At 70.0% G+C, this 18,141-nt stretch carries 17 protein-coding genes; 7 read left to right on the forward strand and 10 right to left on the reverse strand.

Annotated elements, in window-relative coordinates; all coding sequences use genetic code 11:
- The first annotated feature begins 39 nt into the window (after positions 1-39).
- Genes WS49_RS12650 through WS49_RS12665 form a run of 4 tightly spaced genes read left to right on the forward strand, consistent with a single transcriptional unit; the run spans position 40 to position 3,988 of the window.
- Positions 40-1,131: a hemin-degrading factor gene (locus tag WS49_RS12650; RefSeq protein ID WP_059528620.1), complete on the forward strand. Its 1,092-nt coding sequence runs from the start codon at positions 40-42 to the stop codon at positions 1,129-1,131.
- On the forward strand, positions 1,128-2,036 hold the full coding sequence (locus WS49_RS12655) for a heme/hemin ABC transporter substrate-binding protein (RefSeq protein ID WP_059528623.1): 909 nt from the start codon (positions 1,128-1,130) through the stop codon (positions 2,034-2,036). Before WS49_RS12650 ends, WS49_RS12655 begins: the two co-directional genes overlap by 4 nt.
- A 15-nt stretch (positions 2,037-2,051) precedes the next feature.
- Positions 2,052-3,140 (forward strand): FecCD family ABC transporter permease, encoded by a 1,089-nt coding sequence (locus WS49_RS12660; RefSeq protein ID WP_059528626.1) that lies wholly within the window; start codon positions 2,052-2,054, stop codon positions 3,138-3,140.
- 17 nt (positions 3,141-3,157) lie between these two features.
- Complete coding sequence (locus WS49_RS12665) at positions 3,158-3,988, forward strand: heme ABC transporter ATP-binding protein (RefSeq protein ID WP_059529099.1); 831 nt, start codon at positions 3,158-3,160, stop codon at positions 3,986-3,988.
- A gap of 36 nt (positions 3,989-4,024) precedes the next feature.
- On the opposite strand, the gene WS49_RS12670 is transcribed toward WS49_RS12665, so the two are convergent.
- Complete coding sequence (locus WS49_RS12670; protein WP_059528629.1) at positions 4,025-4,636, reverse strand: trimeric intracellular cation channel family protein; 612 nt, start codon at positions 4,634-4,636, stop codon at positions 4,025-4,027.
- A gap of 8 nt (positions 4,637-4,644) precedes the next feature.
- A complete protein-coding gene (locus WS49_RS12675) occupies positions 4,645-6,771 on the reverse strand; it encodes a penicillin-binding protein 1A (protein ID WP_059528632.1) in 2,127 nt (708 codons plus the stop codon).
- 209 nt (positions 6,772-6,980) lie between these two features.
- Between WS49_RS12675 and WS49_RS12680 the strand changes: the two genes are divergently transcribed.
- A complete protein-coding gene (locus tag WS49_RS12680) occupies positions 6,981-7,775 on the forward strand; it encodes an aminoglycoside phosphotransferase family protein (protein WP_059528636.1) in 795 nt (264 codons plus the stop codon).
- Between the two features lie 107 nt (positions 7,776-7,882).
- Here WS49_RS12680 and WS49_RS12685 read toward each other — a convergent pair whose 3' ends face one another.
- The 5 genes from WS49_RS12685 to WS49_RS12700 all read right to left on the reverse strand — a co-directional run bounded on the left by WS49_RS12685 (position 7,883) and on the right by WS49_RS12700 (position 11,917).
- The gene (locus WS49_RS12685) at positions 7,883-8,719 is read right to left on the reverse strand and encodes a bifunctional allantoicase/(S)-ureidoglycine aminohydrolase (RefSeq protein ID WP_059528639.1); all 837 of its coding nucleotides are present in this window, start codon (positions 8,717-8,719) and stop codon (positions 7,883-7,885) included.
- Positions 8,720-9,420: 701 nt separating this feature from the next.
- Complete coding sequence (locus tag WS49_RS12690; protein ID WP_059528642.1) at positions 9,421-9,864, reverse strand: hypothetical protein; 444 nt, start codon at positions 9,862-9,864, stop codon at positions 9,421-9,423.
- 377 nt (positions 9,865-10,241) lie between these two features.
- The gene (locus WS49_RS12695; protein ID WP_059528646.1) at positions 10,242-10,901 is read right to left on the reverse strand and encodes a methyltransferase family protein; all 660 of its coding nucleotides are present in this window, start codon (positions 10,899-10,901) and stop codon (positions 10,242-10,244) included.
- Between the two features lie 167 nt (positions 10,902-11,068).
- Positions 11,069-11,233, reverse strand: a complete 165-nt coding sequence (locus WS49_RS35615; protein WP_175908542.1) for a hypothetical protein — start codon at positions 11,231-11,233, stop codon at positions 11,069-11,071.
- 264 nt (positions 11,234-11,497) lie between these two features.
- Positions 11,498-11,917, reverse strand: coding sequence for an HIT family protein (locus WS49_RS12700; protein WP_059528649.1), 420 nt, complete (start codon positions 11,915-11,917; stop codon positions 11,498-11,500).
- 288 nt (positions 11,918-12,205) lie between these two features.
- On the opposite strand from WS49_RS12700, the gene WS49_RS12705 reads away from it, so the two are divergent.
- Complete coding sequence (locus tag WS49_RS12705) at positions 12,206-13,372, forward strand: hypothetical protein (RefSeq protein ID WP_179949261.1); 1,167 nt, start codon at positions 12,206-12,208, stop codon at positions 13,370-13,372.
- Between the two features lie 193 nt (positions 13,373-13,565).
- Complete coding sequence (locus WS49_RS12710) at positions 13,566-14,969, forward strand: serine hydrolase domain-containing protein (protein WP_059528652.1); 1,404 nt, start codon at positions 13,566-13,568, stop codon at positions 14,967-14,969.
- A gap of 66 nt (positions 14,970-15,035) precedes the next feature.
- On the opposite strand, the gene WS49_RS12715 is transcribed toward WS49_RS12710, so the two are convergent.
- From WS49_RS12715 to WS49_RS12725, 3 genes are all read right to left on the reverse strand, one after another.
- On the reverse strand, positions 15,036-15,659 hold the full coding sequence (locus WS49_RS12715) for a glutathione S-transferase family protein (protein ID WP_059528655.1): 624 nt from the start codon (positions 15,657-15,659) through the stop codon (positions 15,036-15,038).
- A gap of 72 nt (positions 15,660-15,731) precedes the next feature.
- A complete protein-coding gene (locus tag WS49_RS12720) occupies positions 15,732-17,231 on the reverse strand; it encodes a TIGR01777 family oxidoreductase (RefSeq protein ID WP_059528658.1) in 1,500 nt (499 codons plus the stop codon).
- Positions 17,228-18,094, reverse strand: a complete 867-nt coding sequence (locus WS49_RS12725) for a thiol-disulfide oxidoreductase DCC family protein (protein ID WP_059528661.1) — start codon at positions 18,092-18,094, stop codon at positions 17,228-17,230. Before WS49_RS12725 ends, WS49_RS12720 begins: the two co-directional genes overlap by 4 nt.
- Positions 18,095-18,141: the final 47 nt, after the last annotated feature.

The following is an 18,141-nucleotide window of genomic DNA, read 5'->3' on the forward strand; positions in this document are numbered from 1 at the left end:
CCGCGCTGCCACCCCAACCGTTACTTGAAGGAGTCCGACATGATGCAATCCGCCCTTCCCGGTCAGCCGGCCACGCCGGCCCGCGCGCCCGCCGCGTTGCGCGACGCGTTCATCAAACTCAAGACCGAGCGCCAGTTGCGCAACCGCGACGTCGCGCAGGCGCTCGGCGTCAGCGAAGGCGAGGCGCTCGCCGCGTTCATTGGCGAACACGTCGTGCGGCTCGACGCGCGCTTTCCGGCGATGTTCGAGGAAATGCCGCGCCTCGGCCGCGTGATGGCGCTCACGCGCAACGACACGGCCGTCCACGAGAAAGACGGCGCATATGCGCAGATGAGCCATGACGGCCCGGTCGGCCTCGCGCTCGGCGACATCGACCTGCGCATCTTCTACCGCCACTGGGCGTCGGCATTCGCGGTGCGCGACGAAACCGCGCACGGTCCGCTCGAGAGCCTGCAGTTCTTCGACGCGCAAGGTCATGCGATCCACAAGGTCTACCTGCGCGCGCACAGCGATCACGCGGCGTACGACGCGTTCGTCGAACGCTGGCGCGCGGCGTCGCAGGTGCCGGGGCTCGACGTCGCGCCCGCCGCGCCGAAAGCGCCCGAGCGCGCGGACACCGGGATCGACGTCGCGGGCTTTCGCGCCGCGTGGGACGCGATGACCGACACGCATCAGTTCTTCGGCATCACGCAGCGCTTCGGCGTGAGCCGCATGCAGGCGCTGCGCCTCGCCGATCCGCAATATGCGTATCCGGTCGAAGCGGCGCACGCGCTGCGTCACGTGCTCGAACGGGCCGCGTCGAGCGGCCAGCCGATCATGGTGTTCGTCGGCAATGCGGGCATGATCCAGATCCACACAGGCCCCGTCGCGAACGTGCGCGAGGTCGGCGCGTGGATCAACGTGCTCGACCCGGGCTTCAACCTGCATGTGCGCGAGGACCTGATCGCCGCCGCGTGGGTCGTGAAGAAGCCGACGAGCGACGGCATCGTCACGTCGCTCGAGCTGTTCGACCGGCAGGGCGACCACGTCGCGCTGCTGTTCGGCGAGCGCAAGCCGGGTCAGGTCGAACGCGACGACTGGCGCGCGCTCGTCGCGACGCTGCCGTCGGCGGCGCGCGGAGACGCACGGTGAGCGCGCGATCGTTCCTGCCGCGTCGCCGCGTCGTGCTCGCGAGCGCGGTCGCCGGTGCGCTCGCGGGCGCGCTGCCCGGCCGGGCACGCCCGCAAGCCGCGCAAAAGCGCGTCGTCGTGATCGGCGGCGCGCTCGCGGAAACCGCGTTCGCGCTCGGCGGTGCCGACGCGCGCGGTTACCGGCTCGTCGGCACCGACACGACCTGCACGTACCCGGACGCCGCGAAACGCCTGCCGAAGGTCGGCTATCAGCGCGCATTGTCGGCCGAGGGGCTGCTGTCGCTGCGCCCCGATCTCGTGCTCGCGTCGGCGGAAGCCGGCCCGCCTGCCGCGATCGCGCAAGTGAAAAGCGCGGGTGTCGCGGTGACGACGTTCAACGAGCGGCATGACGTCGACTCGGTGCGCGCGAAGATCAGCGGCGTTGCACAGGCGCTCGACGTGCGCGACGCGGGCGCCGCGCTGCTGCGGCGCTTCGATCGCGACTGGCAGGCCGCCCGCGACGCGGTCGCCGCGCGCGTGCCCGGCGGCGCGCAGCCGCCGCGCGTGCTGTTCGTGCTGAACCATACGGGCAACCAGGCGCTCGTCGCCGGCCAGCACACGGCCGCCGACGCGATGCTCCGCTACGCGGGCGCGCGCAACGCGATGCAGGGCTTCGATCACTACAAGCCGCTGACGACCGAGGCGCTGGCCGCCGCCGCACCCGACGTCGTGCTGATCTCCGACGAAGGGCTCGCGGCGGTCGGCGGCCGCGACGCGCTGCTCGCCGCACCCGGCTTCGGCGCGACGCCGGCCGGCCGCGCGCGGCGCGTCGTGTCGCTCGATGCGCTGTTCCTGCTCGGCTTCGGCCCGCGCCTGCCGCTCGCCGTCACGACCCTGCACCGGCGCCTGTCGGATGCGCTCGCCTGATTCCGGATCGACACGATGCCCGCTCACGCTTCACCTTTCCCCGCGCGGTCGCACGGATCGCGCACCGGCGCCGCGCGCGTCGGCGCGTCACGCCGCATCGCGCCCTTCGCGCTGGCCGCGCTCGCCGTCCTCGTGTGCGCCATGTCCGTCGTCGCGCTGTGCGTGGGCGCGTATCGCATTCCGTTCGCGGAAGCCTGGGCCGCGCTGAGCGGCGACCCGGCCGCGCAACAGGCACGCGCGGTGCTGGTCGACATCCGCGCGCCGCGCGTCGTGCTCGCGCTGCTGGTCGGCGGCGGCTTCGGCGCGGCCGGCGCCGCGATGCAGGCGCTGTTCCGCAACCCGCTCGCCGATCCGGGGCTCGTCGGCGTGTCGAGCGGCGCGGCGCTCGGCGCGACGACGACGATCGTGCTCGGCCCCGCGCTGTTCGCCGCGCATGCAGGCGCGGTCGCGCTGCCCGTCGCCGCGTTCGCGGGCGCGCTCGCGGTCGCGGCGCTCGTCTACCGGCTCGCCGCGTCGCGCGGCCGGCTCGCGCTGCCGCTGCTGCTGCTCGCCGGCATCGCGATCAACGCGCTGGTCGGCGCGGCGATCGGGTTGCTTACGTTCGTCGCCGACGACGCGCAACTGCGCTCGCTGACCTTCTGGAGCCTCGGCAGCCTCGGCGGCGCGCAATGGCCCGCGCTGGCGGCCGTCGCGCCGTGCGTCGCGATCGGCTGCGGGCTGCTCGCGCGCGATCGTGGCGCGCTCAATGCACTTCAGCTCGGCGAAACCGAGGCGTTGCATCTCGGCGTGACCGTGCAGCGGCTCAAACGGCGCGTGCTCATCGCGGTTGCGCTCACGGTCGGCGCGCTCGTGTCGTGCGCGGGCGTCATCGGTTTCATCGGCCTCGTCGCGCCGCACTGCGTGCGCCTCGCGTGCGGCCCCGACCAGCGCGTGGTGCTGCCCGGCGCCGCATTGCTCGGCGCGCTGCTCACGCTCGCCGCCGATCTCGCCGCGCGCACCGCCGCCGCGCCCGCCGAGATTCCGCTCGGCGTGCTCACCGCGCTGCTCGGCGCGCCGTTCTTTCTCGCGCTGCTGTGGAAAAGCCGCGGCGCGCTCGGCGGCTGATCCTTCATTCGCTCATCATGCTGACCGCCCAACATCTCGACGTCGCCCGCCGGCACCGCATCGTTCTGCACAACCTGTCGCTGTCGATCGAACCCGGCCGCGTGACCGCGCTGCTCGGCCGCAACGGCGCAGGCAAGAGCACATTGCTGAAGACCCTGGCGGGCGAACTGACCGGCAGCGTCGCGCCCCACGGCGTGCGCGTGACCGGCGACATCGCGCTGAACGGCGAACCGCTCGCGCGCATCGACGCGCCGCGGCTCGCGTGCCTGCGCGCCGTGCTGCCGCAGGCCGCGCAACCGGCGTTTCCGTTCAGCGTCGACGAAATCGTGCTGCTCGGCCGCTATCCGCATACACGACGCGGCGGCGCGCGACACGTGATCGCACATCGCGATCGCGACATTGCGTGGCAGGCGCTTGAACGCGCGGGCGCCGAGACGCTCGTCGGCCGCGACGTGACGACGCTGTCCGGCGGCGAGCTCGCACGCGTGCAGTTCGCGCGCGTGCTCGCGCAGCTGTGGCCGGACGACGACGCAACGGAAAACGGCCCGCGCTACCTGCTGCTCGACGAACCGACCGCCGCGCTCGATCTCGCGCATCAGCATCGGCTGCTCGACACCGTGCGCACCGTTGCGCGCGAATGGCGGCTCGGCGTACTCGCGATCGTCCACGATCCGAACCTCGCCGCGCGGCACGCGGATACGATCGCGATGCTCGCGGACGGCACGATCGTCGCGCAGGGCGCGCCGCGCGACGTGATGACGCCCGCCCATATCGCGCAGTGCTACGGATTCGCGGTGAAGATGGTGGAAACGGGTGACGGGTCGCCACCGGTCATGGTGCCGGCGTAGCGCACGCGTGCCGTCGCATCCGTGCGGCGGCCTCGCTCAATGCTCGACGTCCGCGACGCCGAACGTCCGCATTTTCCATCCGAGCCGCACGGCGAGCATGCGCGTCGTGAAGCCCGCCGCCAGCGCGACCGCCGACGCCGGCCCGGCATCGATGCCGAGATGCTGGATCCCGACGTACAGCGTGCCCGTGAAGAACGCGACGCTCGCATACAGTTCCTCGCGCAGGATCAGCGGCATCTCGTTGCACAGCAGGTCGCGCAGCATCCCGCCGCACACGCCGGTGATCGCGCCGGCCAGCACGACGATGATCGGCGCGCTGCCCGTCGACGCGCCGATATCGCAGCCGATGATCGTGAACGCCGCAAGACCGATCGCGTCGACGGTGACGAACAGCGTCTTCATCCGCGCGACGTGCCGCGCGGCCCACGACGCGACGGTCGCCGCGACGAGCGTGATCACCAGATATTCGGGATGCGCGATCCAGCCGAGCGGATAGTGGCCGAGCAGCACGTCGCGCACCGTGCCGCCGCCGAGCGCCGTCACCGCGCCGACGAGCGCGAGCCCGAAGCGGTCCATCCCGCGCCGCATGCCCATCAGCGCACCCGACATCGCCTCCGCGACGATCGCGATCAGATAAAGCGTATGCATCGCGCGCCTCAGTCTTCGGTACGGAACAGGTCGAGCACGCGTTCGCGCTCGGCCGCATCGACGGCCGCGGGCATCGGCTCGTCGGGCCTGCCCTTCTCGCCCGAAGCATCCGGCGCCTCGGCCGCCGGCGCGCCGCCGCACGCGAAGCGGCTGCGGATGTACGGCGGCACGTCGGCCGTGCACGTGCCGCGCGTGTATTCGGCGTACACGAAATCGCCGTCGACGAGCGCGACGTCCTGCGGCGGCGTCGCGGCGACCGGCGTGCGTCCGTCGACGGCCGTCTTCATGTAGTCGAGCCAGACCGGCAGCGCGAGCGTCGCGCCGGTCGCGCGCCCCATCGGGCGCGGCGTGTCGTAGCCGAGCCACGCGACCGCGACGATGCCCGACGAGTAGCCGGCGAACCAGACATCCTTCGATCCGTTCGACGTGCCCGTCTTGCCGGCTGCGTCGTCGCGGCGCAAGGCGAGCGCGCCACGCGCGGTGCCGGCCTTCACGACGTCGCGCAGCATGCTGTCCATCATGAACGCGTTGCGCGCCGACACGACGCGCGCGCCTTCAGGCGTCGTCGCCTCGTACATCGCGCCGCCGTGACGCTGCTTCACCGACAGGATCAGGCGCGGCTCCATCCGCGTCCCGCCGTTCGCGAACACGCTGTACGCGCTCGCGAGTTCGAGCGGCGTCACCGCGCCCGCGCCGAGCGCGAGCGGCAGCGACGCCGGATTGCGCTGCGCGTCGAAGCCGAAATGCACCGCGTGCTGCTGCACGTAGCGCGCGTCCGTGGCCTGCATCAGGCTGACCGCGACCAGGTTCTTCGAGCGCACGAGCCCGCGCCGCACCGGAATGAAGCCCTCGTAGCGGTTGCCGAAATTGCGTGGGCGCCACGGCCGCGCGCCGGTTTCCTCATGGGTCAGCGTGCGCTGCGTGTCGTCGACCAGCACGCCCGGAAAGTAGCCCTTCTCCAGCGCCGCCGAATAGACGAACGGCTTGAAGCTCGAACCCGGCTGGCGATACGCCTGCAATGCGTGGTCGAACACGTTGCGGTTGAAATCCGCGCCGCCGACGAGCGCGAGCATGTCGCCCGTCGCCGCATCCAGCGACACGAGCGCGCCTTCGAGCCCGTTGCGCGCATCGCGCCTCGCGCGCGGCTGCCGGCTCAGCGTGCGCTGGAGCGCAGCTTCGGCCGCGCGCTGGTCGCGCATCGAGATCGTCGTGGTCACGTCGAGGCCGAGCGTATAGGCGTCGTCGTGAAAGCGCTCGACCATCATCCGGCGCGCGCGCTCCGCGACGTACGGCGCCGCGACGATGCCGGGCGGCGGCGTGGTCGCCAGCGCGATCGGCGCGTCGACCGCCGCGCGATAGGTCGCCTCGTCGAGTTCGCCGAGCGCATGCATGCGACCGAGCACGTAGTTGCGCCGCGCGGTCGCGCGCGCCGGATTGACGACCGGATTGAACGCGGACGGCGCCTTCGGCAATCCGGCGAGCACGGCCGCTTCGCCCGCGCTCAGCGCGTCGAGCGGCTTGCCGAAATACACGTTCGCGGCCGCCGCAAAACCATACGCGCGCTCGCCGAGATAGATCTGGTTCATGTAAAGCTCGAGCAGCTTGTCCTTGCTGTACTCGCGCTCGAGCTTGATGGCCATCAGGATCTCGGCGAGCTTGCGGCTCAGCACCTTGTCGCGCGTCAGGTAGAAGTTGCGCGCGACCTGCATCGTGATCGTGCTGCCGCCCTGCCCCGGCTGTCCCGTCACGACGTTCGCGAACATCGCGCGCGCGAGGCCGCCGATATCGACCGCGCCGTGCTGGTAGAACTTCGCGTCCTCGGCCGCGAGCAGCGCGTGCCGCATGAGCGGCGGAATGCGTTCGAGCGGCACGAATTCGCGGCGCTCGACGCCGTACTCGGCCAGCAGCTCGCCATCGCGCGAGAAAATCCGCAGCGGCAGCGCGGGCCGGTAGACGGCCAGGTGCTCGACGGATGGCAACTGCGTCCAGATGCGATCGATCGTCCATGCGCCGATGCCCGCGCACGCGAGCGTCAGGCCGAAGAGCGCGCCGGCGAAGATGCGCCATGCGCGGCGGCGCGGCGATGCGGGAGGCGGGGCCGGTGGCGTTGGAGGGTTGGCGGTGTGGTCGGTCATGCAGGCTCCTTCTTCAATGCGGCGAACGCGGGCGCGCAACAGGCGCCCGTCGGTCACGGAAGGCGCGCATTGTCGAAGGGATGCCGGGATATCGGAACACTCTTTAGCCTAAGTTTGGCTGGCTAAATTTTATTTAGGAATGGTTGCGCGGCAGCCGTGCCGGGTGCCCCGCGCGGCGCACGAGCCGGTTCGCCTGTACCATCGTCTGCATGTTCGACACGTACCTGCGCCTGTGGGACCTCGTTCCCGACGGCGGCCCGATCCTGACCGCGAGCGGCGGCGTGCTGCCCGTCGTCTGGCACGCGCGCCCCGCGATGCTCAAGGTCGCGACCTGCGACGAAGAGCGCCGCGGCAATGCGCTGATGACCTGGTGGAACGGGGATGGCGCCGCGCGCGTGTGGCTGCACGACAGCGACGCGGTGCTGCTCGAACGCGCGCAGCCGGCGCCGACGCTCGTCGGCCTGTCCGGCGCGGGCCACGACGACGATGCGATCCGGATCGCATGCCGCGCGGTCGCGCGGCTGCATGCGCATCGCGCACCGGCAGCGCCCGAGGTCGTGCCGCTGACCGACTGGTTCCACGCGCTGCTGTCGCATGACACCGGCGATGACACGCTGCGGCGTTCTGCCGCGACGGCGCACCGGCTGCTGGCCGCGCCGCCCGTCGACGACGTCGTGCTGCACGGCGACATCCATCACGGCAACGTGCTGCACTTCGGCGATCGCGGCTGGCTGGCGATCGACCCGAAGGGTTTGCGCGGCGACCGCGCGTTCGATTACGCGAACCTGTTCTGCAATCCCGCGCACGACATCGCCGTCGATCCCGCCCGCTTCGCGCGGCGCGTCGCGCTCGTCGCCGAGGCTGCGCAACTCGACCGCCGCCGGTTGCTGCAGTGGATTCTTGCGTGGGCCGGCTTGTCGGCGGTCTGGCTGATCGAGGACGGCCTGCCGCCCGATACGCGGCTGCAGGTCGCGAGGCTGGCCGCCTCGGCGCTCGACGCGTAGCGTGCGACGACGGCCCGGCCGCCACGTCCGCTGCATCGCACGGCGGCATCAATAAAAAAACCCGCCGGCATGCACCGGCGGGTTTTCGTGTCCGACGTGCGCGACGCTTAGCGCGCCGGATTCAGCGTCAGGTTCATGTGACGGTTCACATCCTTGTACAGCAGGTAACGGAAGCGGCCGGGGCCGCCCGAATAGCATGCCTGCGGGCAGAACGCGCGCAGCCACATGAAGTCGCCCGCTTCCACCTCGACCCAGTCCTGGTTCAGGCGATACACGGCCTTGCCTTCGAGCACGTACAGGCCGTGCTCCATCACGTGCGTCTCCGCGAACGGAATCACGCCGCCCGGCTCGAACGTCACGATGTTCACGTGCATGTCGTGACGCATGTCGCTCATGTCGACGAAGCGCGTCGTCGCCCATGCGCCGTTGGTGCCCGGCATCGGGATCGGCTCGACGTCCTGCTCGTTGGTCACGAACGCTTCCGGCAGCGCAATGCCGTCGACGGCCTGATAGTGCTTGCGGATCCAGTGGAAACGCACGGCGGCATCGCTGACGTTGTGCAGCGTCCAGTCGGCGCCCGGCGGGATGAACGCGTAGCCGCCCGGCTTCAGCGTGTGCTGCTTGCCCTGCAGCGTCAGCTCGGCCTCGCCTTCGACGACGAACAGCACGGCTTCGGCGTTCTTGTCCTGCTCGGGCTTGTCGCTGCCGCCGCCCGGATTCACTTCGACGATGTACTGCGAGAAGGTTTCGGCGAAACCCGACAGCGGACGCGCGATCACCCACAGGCGCGTGTGGGTCCAGAACGGCAGCCAGCTCGTGACGATGTCGCGCATCACTCCCTTCGGAATGACCGCATACGCCTCGGTGAACATCGCGCGATCGGTCAGCAGATCGGTCTGCGGCGGGTGGCCGCCATGCGGCGCGTAATACGTTGTCTTAGACATAAAGCATCCAGGCAATGGGTTGGTCCGGCCCCGGGTCGCAACGGCAGGCGCGGCACGCGCGTGGGGCACGCATGCGACGGCGGGACATCGTTGCCGGGGTGGCTTGAAAGCGCGGGCGCCTTCGTTCGGTCGGCCAGGCTTCGCGACGGGCCCGCCCGGTTCAGCGGGCGGGGCGCCCCATGCTTGCGGGTCCGGCGGCCGGGCCGCGGACACTCGGGGTCATGCGGCGGGGCACGGGGGACGGCACGGTTCGATTCCGTACGCGGGCAGCGTTGACGATAGCGAAGTCGATCCGGATCGACCAATTAAATGTTGCGATGACATCCATTCGATTTCCCACTACCCGCCATTGCGCGCGATGGCCCGTGAACGCGTGACGCGGACGCGTCGGCGCCTCGGGGAAATCCTGATGACCGGACGGCAACCCGTCGATCGGCGATGGCGAAATGGGGAGGGCCGACCCTGCGCGGTTGCATGTCGATGCAACTGGCGATGTCGTCTATAAGCGGGAAAGGTGAAGCGGGAGAGAGCGTGCCAACCCGTCGAGCGGGGCCGGGCATGAACTGCCGAAGGGGGTGAAGGCCGCCGGTCTTGCCGGCGATGGCGGCCCGGCTGAGGCCGCCGGGCCGGCTGTCGGATCGGGTGCCGACGCGTCGGGCGCGCCGGTGCGCAGGCCGCGCACCGTGCCGCGCCCGCGGCGATCAGTCCCAGTCGCGGTGATGACGATGCTTGCGGTGACGATGGCCGCGATCGCCATAATCGCCGCCGCGATCGTACGAGTTGCGCGACAGGTTGCCGCCGAGCGCCGCGCCGGCGCCGCCGCCGACGGCCGCGCCCAGCAGGCCGCCCGTGCGGCCGCCCATCGCGTTGCCGGCCGCGGTACCCGCGCCGCCACCGAGTGCGCCGCCGATGATCGCGCCGGTGCGCTCGCGACGGTTCGACGTCACGGCGCCACCCGCGCCGCCGCCGATCGCGCCACCGATCACGGAGCCGGTGCTGCCGCCGACCGCGCCGCCGACCGCTGCGCCGGCAACCCCGCCGAGCGCGCCGCCGAGCGCGTTGTTCATGTCACCGGCCAATGCCGGCACTGCGGTCGCGCCGGTCAGCACGGCGACGACGAGAGCGGGGGCGATTTTCTTCCACATTCCCGTATTCTTCCTTGTTCGCAATCTGGTTATCGAAGGTCCGCTCGATACGACGATCTGAATCGATCGACGTCGATGCCGGCATTGTGCCGAATCCCGGACCAATTCATTTCAATGAGCTTGCGGCGAAGAATAGCACCGGTCGAGCCTGCTTGCCGTCGACATTCTGGTAACAAGTTGTTTACCGAAAGCGGACCGGAAAAGCTTGCCGGAAACTGCCGGGAACGCCCGCCGGCATGGGCTCCGGCCATGGTCAAGCTCTGTTTTTCGGCGATGCGGAACGTGCCCGTCGCGCGGGTTCGGACACACGTGGCAACACATCGGCGGCATGCCGCGAGCCGGTGGAATTTGGCTTGTTCGTTCGGGCCAGACGAGGGTCAGTACACGCCCGGAATCAGCCGCCAGGTGTGCGCGCAGTACGCGTCGTATTCGGCGCCGAATTGCGTGCGCAGCAGCGCTTCCTCGGAACGGATCCGCGCGACGAGCGGAATCAACGTCAACGCGACGAGCAGCAGCCCGACGCCCGAGCGGAACGCCAACGCCCAGCCGGCCGCATTGACGAGCAGGCCGAGATAGCTCGGGTTGCGGATCCTGCTGTAGATGCCGTCCGTCACCAGCGTGTGGCCCGGCTGGATCGCGACGAGCCCGCTGAAGCGCTTGCCGAGCACGAACACGGGCCAGAGACGCAGCACGCCGCCCGCGACGTACAGCGCGACGCCGATCCAGCGCACCGTGTCGCCGCCGAAGGTCCACACGTCGAGCCGGTCGGTCAGCGCCGGCAAATACGCGAGCAGGAATCCGCTCGCGCCGAAGGCCGCGAGCACCCAGCGGTTGTCGCGGTTCTCGCGTTCGCCGGCGCTCAGGTTGCCTTCGGTAAACATCGCGACGACGGCAAGCGCGAGCGTCGCGACGGCAATGGCGATCAGTGGCGGATGCGAGAAGAAGGCGGCGAACCCGCCGATGCCGAGCACGGCAAGCCCGAGATAGACGAGCGTGGAGACGCTCGCAACGATTGCGAACTTGCGCGTAACGGCCATGGCTTGCCTCGCCGGAGTGGGCTTTCCTGTGAAGTATAGGAACCCGGGCGGGCGATGCGCACGCGCACCGTCATGCGGCGCGCGCGTTTTCCCTGCGAGAAGCGGCGGCGGCGCGTCGAACGACGCGCTCGATCGGCGCGCGGGCTGTGCCCGCGACCGCCGTCCGGTCAGCGAATGCGGAAGTTGCCGCCGATCCCGACGCTGACGGGCGGTGCGTAATAGGCCGGCGCATAGCCGTAATAGACCGGCGCGGGCGCGTAGCCGTAAGGCGGCGCGACATAGCAGCCGGACAGGCCGCCGATCAGCGCAAACGTGATGAGAACTTTGTACATGGCTCGATTCCCGGCGAAGAGGACACGTCGCATCGCGCGAAAGCCGTGCCGTCGCAACCCGTAACGGCTGGCACGAAGAAGAGGCGACCGGCCTTTCCTGTCGCTCGATGCGGCAATGCGAATGCGCGGAGTCTAGCGCCGGCGCCGCCAGGACGAGTTTCGCGAGCGGTTACACGTGTTACGTGGTGTGACCGCTGAAACAGGCGCGAACGGCGTCGCCGCACGCGCCCGCTGGCGCCGCCCGAATCACGAGCCGTACAGGCGTTACACGAAATGCGCGCGGATGCGCTCGGCGAGCGATTCGAGCGTGGCCGCGTCGGCGATGTCGCGCGCGTGCATCCGCAGGTCGACGCCTTCCCAGCGCGGAATCACGTGGAAATGCACGTGCGGGACCGTCTGGCCCGCCGCCGCGCCGTTGAACTGACCGATGAACACGCCGTCCGGCCCGAGCGCCGCGCGCACGGCCGCCGCGACGCGCTGCGTCATGCGGATGCCGGCCGCCGCCGCGTCGCCGGACAGCTCGAAGATCTGCGCGCCCGGCTCCTTCGGGATCACGAGCACGTGACCGTCGGCCTGCGGCATGAGATCCATGATCGCGAGCGTGGCGTCGTCTTCGGCGACCTTCACGCACGGCAGTTCGCCGCGCAGGATCCGGGCGAACGGGTTGTTGTTGTCGTAGGACATGGCGTTTTCCGATTTGGCGATTGCGGTTTGACTGGGAACGATGCCGGACGATTATCGGCCGACGGCGGGTCGGATTTCAACTTGTCAGGCCGTGTCGCGATCGCGGTGAACAATGCACGCCGGCTCGCACGTCGTGTCGCTCGCCGGATGGAATATCCGGCCGTCGCCATTCGTTTATTCCGAGTGCGGATTCGCACGGCAAGACTGCGGATCCGCACCGGACATCCGCCAGCTGCGCAGGGCCGGCAGCCGGGATGACTGCTCGCGATCACCAACCGGAGTCATGCCATGGATCCTCTCCCCTCCTGTCGTTCCCCCGCCCTCGCCATTCACCCGCCGCTCCTCGCCCACGCCTGCCGCACGATGGCGCGCACGCTATGCCGCGCGGCTTGCGGCGCCGGGCTCGTCGCGTTGTCGTCGGCGTTCGCGTGGGCCGGCGGCAACGACGTCATCCTGCCGGTCTCGTCGGTCACCGCGTCGACCGTGCCCGCCAACGGCGACGTCAATCCGTACGGCATCGCCTTCGTGCCGCGCGGCGTGCCGAGCTGGAGCACGCTCAAACCGGGCGACGTCGTCGTGTCCAACTTCAACGCGGCGTCGAACGCGCAAGGCACCGGCACGACGGTCGTGAAGCTGTCGCCCGGCAAGACGCCGACGACCTTCTTCCAGGGCAGCAATCTCGGCCTGACGACCGCGCTCGCGGTGCTGCGCAGCGGCTTCGTGCTGGTCGGCAACGTCCCCGCGCCGGACGGCAAGACGGTCGTGCCCCCGGGCTCGCTGCTCGTCATCGGTCCGCAAGGCAATCTCGTCACGCAACTGTCGAGCAGCACGCTGCTCGACGGACCGTGGGACATGACCGTGATCGACCGCGGACAGCGCGTGACCGCGTTCGTGTCGAACGTGCTGAACGGGACCGTCGCGCGGATCGAACTGGCGATCGACAACAACGGCGTCAGGATGCTGCCGGGCTCGCGCATCATCGCGTCGGGCTACGTGAACCGGACCGATCCCAACGCGCTGGTGGTCGGCCCGACCGGCCTCGCGTACGATCCGAACATCGACGTGCTGTACGTCGCGTCCACCGGCGACAACGCGGTGTTCGCGATCCAGAACGCCGCGTCGACGAATCGCAACGCCGGCGTCGGACGGATGATCTACTTCGACGCGGCGCACCTGCACGGCCCGCTCGCACTGGCGCTCGCGCCGAACGGCCATCTCGTGACCGCCAACGGCGACGCGGTCAATCCCGACCCGCTGCAACCGAGCGAGATCGTCGAATTCACGGTGACCGGACACTTCGTCGCGCAGATGCAGGTCGACACCGTGCCGGGAGCGGCCTTCGGCCTCGCGTTCGGGCACGGCAGCAAGGGCCAGCCGGAATTCGCGGCCGTCGACGACAACACGAATACCGCGACGATCTGGACACTGCGTTCGGACAACGACAACGCGCAATGACGCACCGCGTGGACGGGCCGACTGCGGCCCGTTCGCCCCTGCGCGATCGACACATGCGATTCGCACACGCCGGGCACCATGCCGCCTGATCGACGCCGCCCGGCGTCGCCACCCCCGCGATTGCCACCGCTCGCCCGAACCTGCGACACTGCCGGATCGTTGCCGGCCGGCACGCCACCGAGGACGCTCGCGCATGACGATCCCCTTCAAATCGCTGATCCTGCGCGGTACCGCCGTCGCGCTCGTCGCCGCGGCCGGCTACACCGGCTACATGCTGTCGCGGCTGGCCCCGATCGCGACGGGTTATGCCGCGAAGGCGCTGTGTTCCGGCGTGTTCGTGTCGGGACGCCCGGCCGCGTCGGTGATCGACGTCGACATCATGGCCGGCGTGCACCCGCTGCTGAAACTGGTGCGCCCGTCGATCGATCCGGAGCATCATCGCGCCGTCGCAACGTTCGCCGGGTTCGCGCAACGCGAGGCGGACTTTCGCCCCGGGCTCGGCTGCACGCTCGCGCTCGGGCCGTCGCCCGGCGTGCTGCCGGCCGCGCTGCCGCCCGTCTCCGATCCGCCACCCGCGCAGGCGGCGGCGCCGGCCGCACCGCCCGCCGGCATCGACGCTCGCAAGCTGCAGACCGCGCTCGACCGCGCGTTCGACGAACCCGATCCGGCGCGGCCGCGGCGGACCCGCGCGGTCGTCGTGATGTGGCGCGGCCAGATCGTCGCCGAACGCTATGCGCCCGGCTTCACCGCCGATACGCCGCTACCCGGCTGGTCGATGACGAAGACCGTGACGGCCGCGCTGGCCGGCGTGCTCGTCGCGCAGCACAAGCTGTCGCCGGACGCGTCGGCGCTGCTGCCCGAATGGCGCGACGGCGGCGACCCGCGCGCGGCGATCACGTTCGACGAGCTGCTGCGGATGACGAGCGGCCTGCAATTCAACGAGGACTACGACGACCCGCTGTCCGACGTCGCCGTGATGCTATTCACGCAGCCGGACACCGCGCGCTTCGCGTCGGCCAAGCCGCTCGCCGCGCAGCCCGGCACGCAGTGGTACTACTCGAGCGGCACGAGCGCGATCGTCGCGCGCGTGATGCGCGAGGCGATGGGCGGCACCGAGAGCGACTACCTCGCGTTTCCGCGCCGCGCGCTGTTCGCGCCGCTCGGGATGCGCAGCGCGGTGTTCGAGCCGGATGCGGCCGGCACGCTCGGCAGCGCGTCGTTCATGTATGCGAGCGCGCGCGACTGGGCGCGCTTCGGGCAGCTTCTGCTGCAGGACGGGGTGTGGGACGGGCAGCGGCGGCTGCCGGAAGGCTGGGTGCGCTACCTGACGCGCGCGACGCCGCTGTCGACGCGCGGAGAATTCGGCGCGCATCTGTGGGTCAAGGTGCCGGAGCCGTTCAACGATCGCGATCCGCACGCGCGCACGCTGCCCGCCGATGCGTTTCATGCGGTCGGCCATGAAGGCCAGTTCGTGAGCGTGGTGCCGAGCCGCGAGCTGGTGGTCGTGCGGCTCGGCGTGTCGCGGCCGGAATCCGCATGGAATCACGAGGCGTTTCTCGCGCGCGTGCTCGAGGCCGTACCGGCGTCCGGCACGTGACGTGCCGCGGGGAGACAGCGATGCGGCTGCGATCAAGCCGCCGCATCGCGCGCGACATGCAATGCGTTACGGGTTCGCGCTGCCCGCATACTGCTTGAAGCCCTCGCGCGTCGCCAGACGCTCGATGTAGCGCTTCACCGCCGGGAAATCCGGGTGCTCGAACGGCGTGCCGAACCAGCGGTTCACCGACAGGCCGATCGGAATGTCGGCGAGCGTGAAGTGGTCGCCGGCCACGAACGCGCCGGTCGCTTCGAGCTGCGCGTTCAGGATCTGCATGTGCTTCGTCCAGCCCGCGATCGACTGCGCGATCGCCGCCGGGTCCTGGTGATCGGGCGACTTGCGTACGAGGCCGAGGAACGCGCCGACCCACGAACGGTTCAGGTCCGTGCCCTGCCAGTCGATCCACTGATCGACCCGCGCACGTGCGCGCGGCTCGGCCGGATAGAGCGCGTCGCCGCCATAGCGGTTCGCGAGATAGCGGATGATCGTGTTCGACTCCCACAGCACGAAGTCGTCGTCCTTGATCACCGGCACGAGGCCGTTCGGATTCAGCGCGAGGTAGGTCGGATCGTTGGTCGTGCGAAAGCCCGCGCCCCAGTCTTCCTGTTCGAACGGCAGGTTGAGTTCGGTGCACAGCCACAGCACCTTGCGGACGTTGATGGACGGGATCTTGCCGAGGATGTGCAGCATGCAGGCTCCTTGTGAGGTCGAATGCGAAGCGTTCGGAACGCGCGAAACGGCCCGAACGCGCTCCCGTCGAGTTTATACACGACCACCCGGCAAACGACATGCCGTACGCGGAAAATCCGCGTGCGGCCGATCCGTCAGGTCACGCAGCGCATGCTCGGCCGTCGGGAACCGGAACACGAATCCGTCCTGATACAGCCGCGCCGACATCACCCGCTGCCCATCCAGCAGCAGCGCGGCCATCTCTCCCATCGCGACGCGCAGCGGCGCGGCCGGCACGTGCAGCCAGGCCGGGCGGTGCAGCACCTTCGACACGACCTGCACGAACTCGCGCTGGGTCAACGGCGCGGGTGCGACCGCGTTGTAGACGCCGTGCATGCCCGAATTCCCCATCGCGCGCGCGATGATTCGCAGCACGTCGTCCCGGTGGATCCAGCTCATTACCTGCGTGCCGTCGCCGAATCGCCCGCCCACCCCGAAGTAATGCGGCAGCAGCATCGCGCGCAACGCGCCGCCGGGGCCGAACACGAGGCCCAGCCGCAGCACCACCGAGCGAACGCCGTGACGCTCGAGCGCCTGCGCGGACTGCTCCCACTGCCGGCACAGCTCGGACATGAAGCCGGTGCCGGCGCTGCTGCTCTCGTCGAGCGGCTCGTCGGAAGGACGCACGCCGTAGTAGCCGATCGCCGACGCCTGGATCCACGTGCGCGGCTTGACCTCGGCGGTCTCGACCCAGCGCATCAGCGATTCCGTGACGCCAACCCGGCTGGCGAGCAGCAATGCCCGCCGGCGTTTGCTCCAGCGCGCGCCGAGCACCGGCGCCCCCGCGAGATTGATGATCGTGTCGAAACGCTCATGCGGCTGCAACTGCTCGACGGACGTCACGCTGCGCACACGGCCGTGAAACTGGTAGGCCGCGCGCAGCGGATCACGTGCCAGCAACGTGACCGTATGCCCTGCATCGAGCAGCCCGTTCACGAGGGTTTCGCCGATGAAGCCGGTCCCGCCGGTGACGAGCACGTTCCCCGGCGGGTGCCCCGCGAACGGATTGGCGGCCGGCGCGCGTCGCGCGATCCGGCAGGCCGCGATCCCGTCGCGGATTCCCGATACCGTCACGCCGACGGCAAACAAGCTCAGCAACCCGCCGCGCCAGCCGAGATCGAGCGCCTGCAGCGCGGTCGGCTCGTGCGCCCAGGCGGCCAGCTGTATCGCGACCATCCCGAACAGCGCACCGCCGTTGACGGCCAGCAGCGTGTGCAGCACGCGCTCGGTCGCCGGCAGCTTGCGGCTCCGATCCTCGACGACGAAATCCCACAACGTCAGCACCACCTCGACGACCACCACCGCCGCGATGGCCGCGACCCAGGCACCGTGAAAGGCCACGTTCGCGATCGACGCGAACACGAGACCGTAAAGCACGGAGCGCACCGCGTGAATCGTCAGCTCGAGCCGCGCGCGCGGGCGGTGCGGCAGATCCTGCGTGAGCTCGTGGTGATAGAGCGTATCGAATGCGCCCATCGCGCCCTGCACGATCAACAGGATGAGCGCCCAATCGAAAGCGGGCAAGGTGTTCATACGCTGTCCCTCCTCCAGAGCCAGACGAGTGGCGGCACCATCGCGACGAGTGCCGCCGCGTCGATCGCGACGTGGCCCCATACATGTGCCTGCAATGAAAACAGCATGTCCTGCGGCGCCCAGATCAACAGGCCGGCCAGCAGCCACCCCCACACTTCCCGCCGGCGCAGCCGGTTACCGAGGTGGACGAGCGCCAGCATCCAGACCGACGCGCATTGCACCGTCGCACCGATCAGCGCCATCCACCAGATCTGCTGCGCGCGCGCCGGTTCGGGCGCCATTCCCGCCCAGAAATGCCGCTCGATGACGCTGTGATACGCGTCGAACCATGGCGTGCCGGCTACCCACGGAACGGCAATGCCGACGAGCAGATGTGCGATCGCCGCGCCGTACATCCAGGCCAACACGATGCGGCGCACGTCATCACGTGCGGGACGATCCGCTGCGGATTCGGCGGCTCGGTCGATACCGCACGCCACCCCGTCGCACGGTGCTTCGGCGCGATAGCCGAGCCAGCGCGAGACGGCAAGCCGGTTGCGCGAGACGCGGCGATACAGCAGCGCCAGCGCAGTGCGCACGACCGGCACGCGAAGCAGCCGGACGAGCCGGCTTCGCCCGGTCAGCGCATGGGCGGCCAGGATGCCGTCCACACCGGTCAGCATGCGTCCGTCCGGCAGGCGCACGTGCAGCTCCCGATTCAGCGCGGGCAGGTCGACGCCCAGCGGAGCGGGATCGAAGCCCGGCCCGGCGATATCGACGAAAGCCAGCTGCTGTCGCGCGTCGCGGGCCCGAAGACGCTGTATCGACGCGACACATAACGGACATCGCCCGTCGAAGTACAGCACCAGTTCACCTGAGTCCATGATTCGCACTCCTTGTGTTTTCGCGTGCATCATGAATCGATCGACTG

It is taken from the genome of Burkholderia sp. RF7-non_BP4 (assembly GCF_001521935.1).
GTDB lineage: Bacteria > Pseudomonadota > Gammaproteobacteria > Burkholderiales > Burkholderiaceae > Burkholderia > Burkholderia diffusa.

Excerpts from the sequence above, each read along its gene's own strand:
- WS49_RS12650 (WP_059528620.1), top strand. The coding sequence starts at position 40 with ATGATGCAATCCGCCCTTCCCGGTCAGCCGGCCACGCCGGCCCGCGCG.
- WS49_RS12660 (WP_059528626.1), top strand. The coding sequence starts at position 2,052 with ATGCCCGCTCACGCTTCACCTTTCCCCGCGCGGTCGCACGGATCGCGC.
- WS49_RS12665 (WP_059529099.1), top strand. The coding sequence starts at position 3,158 with ATGCTGACCGCCCAACATCTCGACGTCGCCCGCCGGCACCGCATCGTT.
- WS49_RS12670 (WP_059528629.1), bottom strand. The coding sequence starts at position 4,636 with ATGCATACGCTTTATCTGATCGCGATCGTCGCGGAGGCGATGTCGGGT.
- WS49_RS12675 (WP_059528632.1), bottom strand. The coding sequence starts at position 6,771 with ATGACCGACCACACCGCCAACCCTCCAACGCCACCGGCCCCGCCTCCC.
- WS49_RS12680 (WP_059528636.1), top strand. The coding sequence starts at position 6,981 with ATGTTCGACACGTACCTGCGCCTGTGGGACCTCGTTCCCGACGGCGGC.
- WS49_RS12685 (WP_059528639.1), bottom strand. The coding sequence starts at position 8,719 with ATGTCTAAGACAACGTATTACGCGCCGCATGGCGGCCACCCGCCGCAG.
- WS49_RS12690 (WP_059528642.1), bottom strand. The coding sequence starts at position 9,864 with ATGTGGAAGAAAATCGCCCCCGCTCTCGTCGTCGCCGTGCTGACCGGC.
- WS49_RS12695 (WP_059528646.1), bottom strand. The coding sequence starts at position 10,901 with ATGGCCGTTACGCGCAAGTTCGCAATCGTTGCGAGCGTCTCCACGCTC.
- WS49_RS35615 (WP_175908542.1), bottom strand. The coding sequence starts at position 11,233 with ATGTACAAAGTTCTCATCACGTTTGCGCTGATCGGCGGCCTGTCCGGC.
- WS49_RS12700 (WP_059528649.1), bottom strand. The coding sequence starts at position 11,917 with ATGTCCTACGACAACAACAACCCGTTCGCCCGGATCCTGCGCGGCGAA.
- WS49_RS12705 (WP_179949261.1), top strand. The coding sequence starts at position 12,206 with ATGGATCCTCTCCCCTCCTGTCGTTCCCCCGCCCTCGCCATTCACCCG.
- WS49_RS12710 (WP_059528652.1), top strand. The coding sequence starts at position 13,566 with ATGACGATCCCCTTCAAATCGCTGATCCTGCGCGGTACCGCCGTCGCG.
- WS49_RS12715 (WP_059528655.1), bottom strand. The coding sequence starts at position 15,659 with ATGCTGCACATCCTCGGCAAGATCCCGTCCATCAACGTCCGCAAGGTG.
- WS49_RS12720 (WP_059528658.1), bottom strand. The coding sequence starts at position 17,231 with ATGAACACCTTGCCCGCTTTCGATTGGGCGCTCATCCTGTTGATCGTG.
- WS49_RS12725 (WP_059528661.1), bottom strand. The coding sequence starts at position 18,094 with ATGGACTCAGGTGAACTGGTGCTGTACTTCGACGGGCGATGTCCGTTA.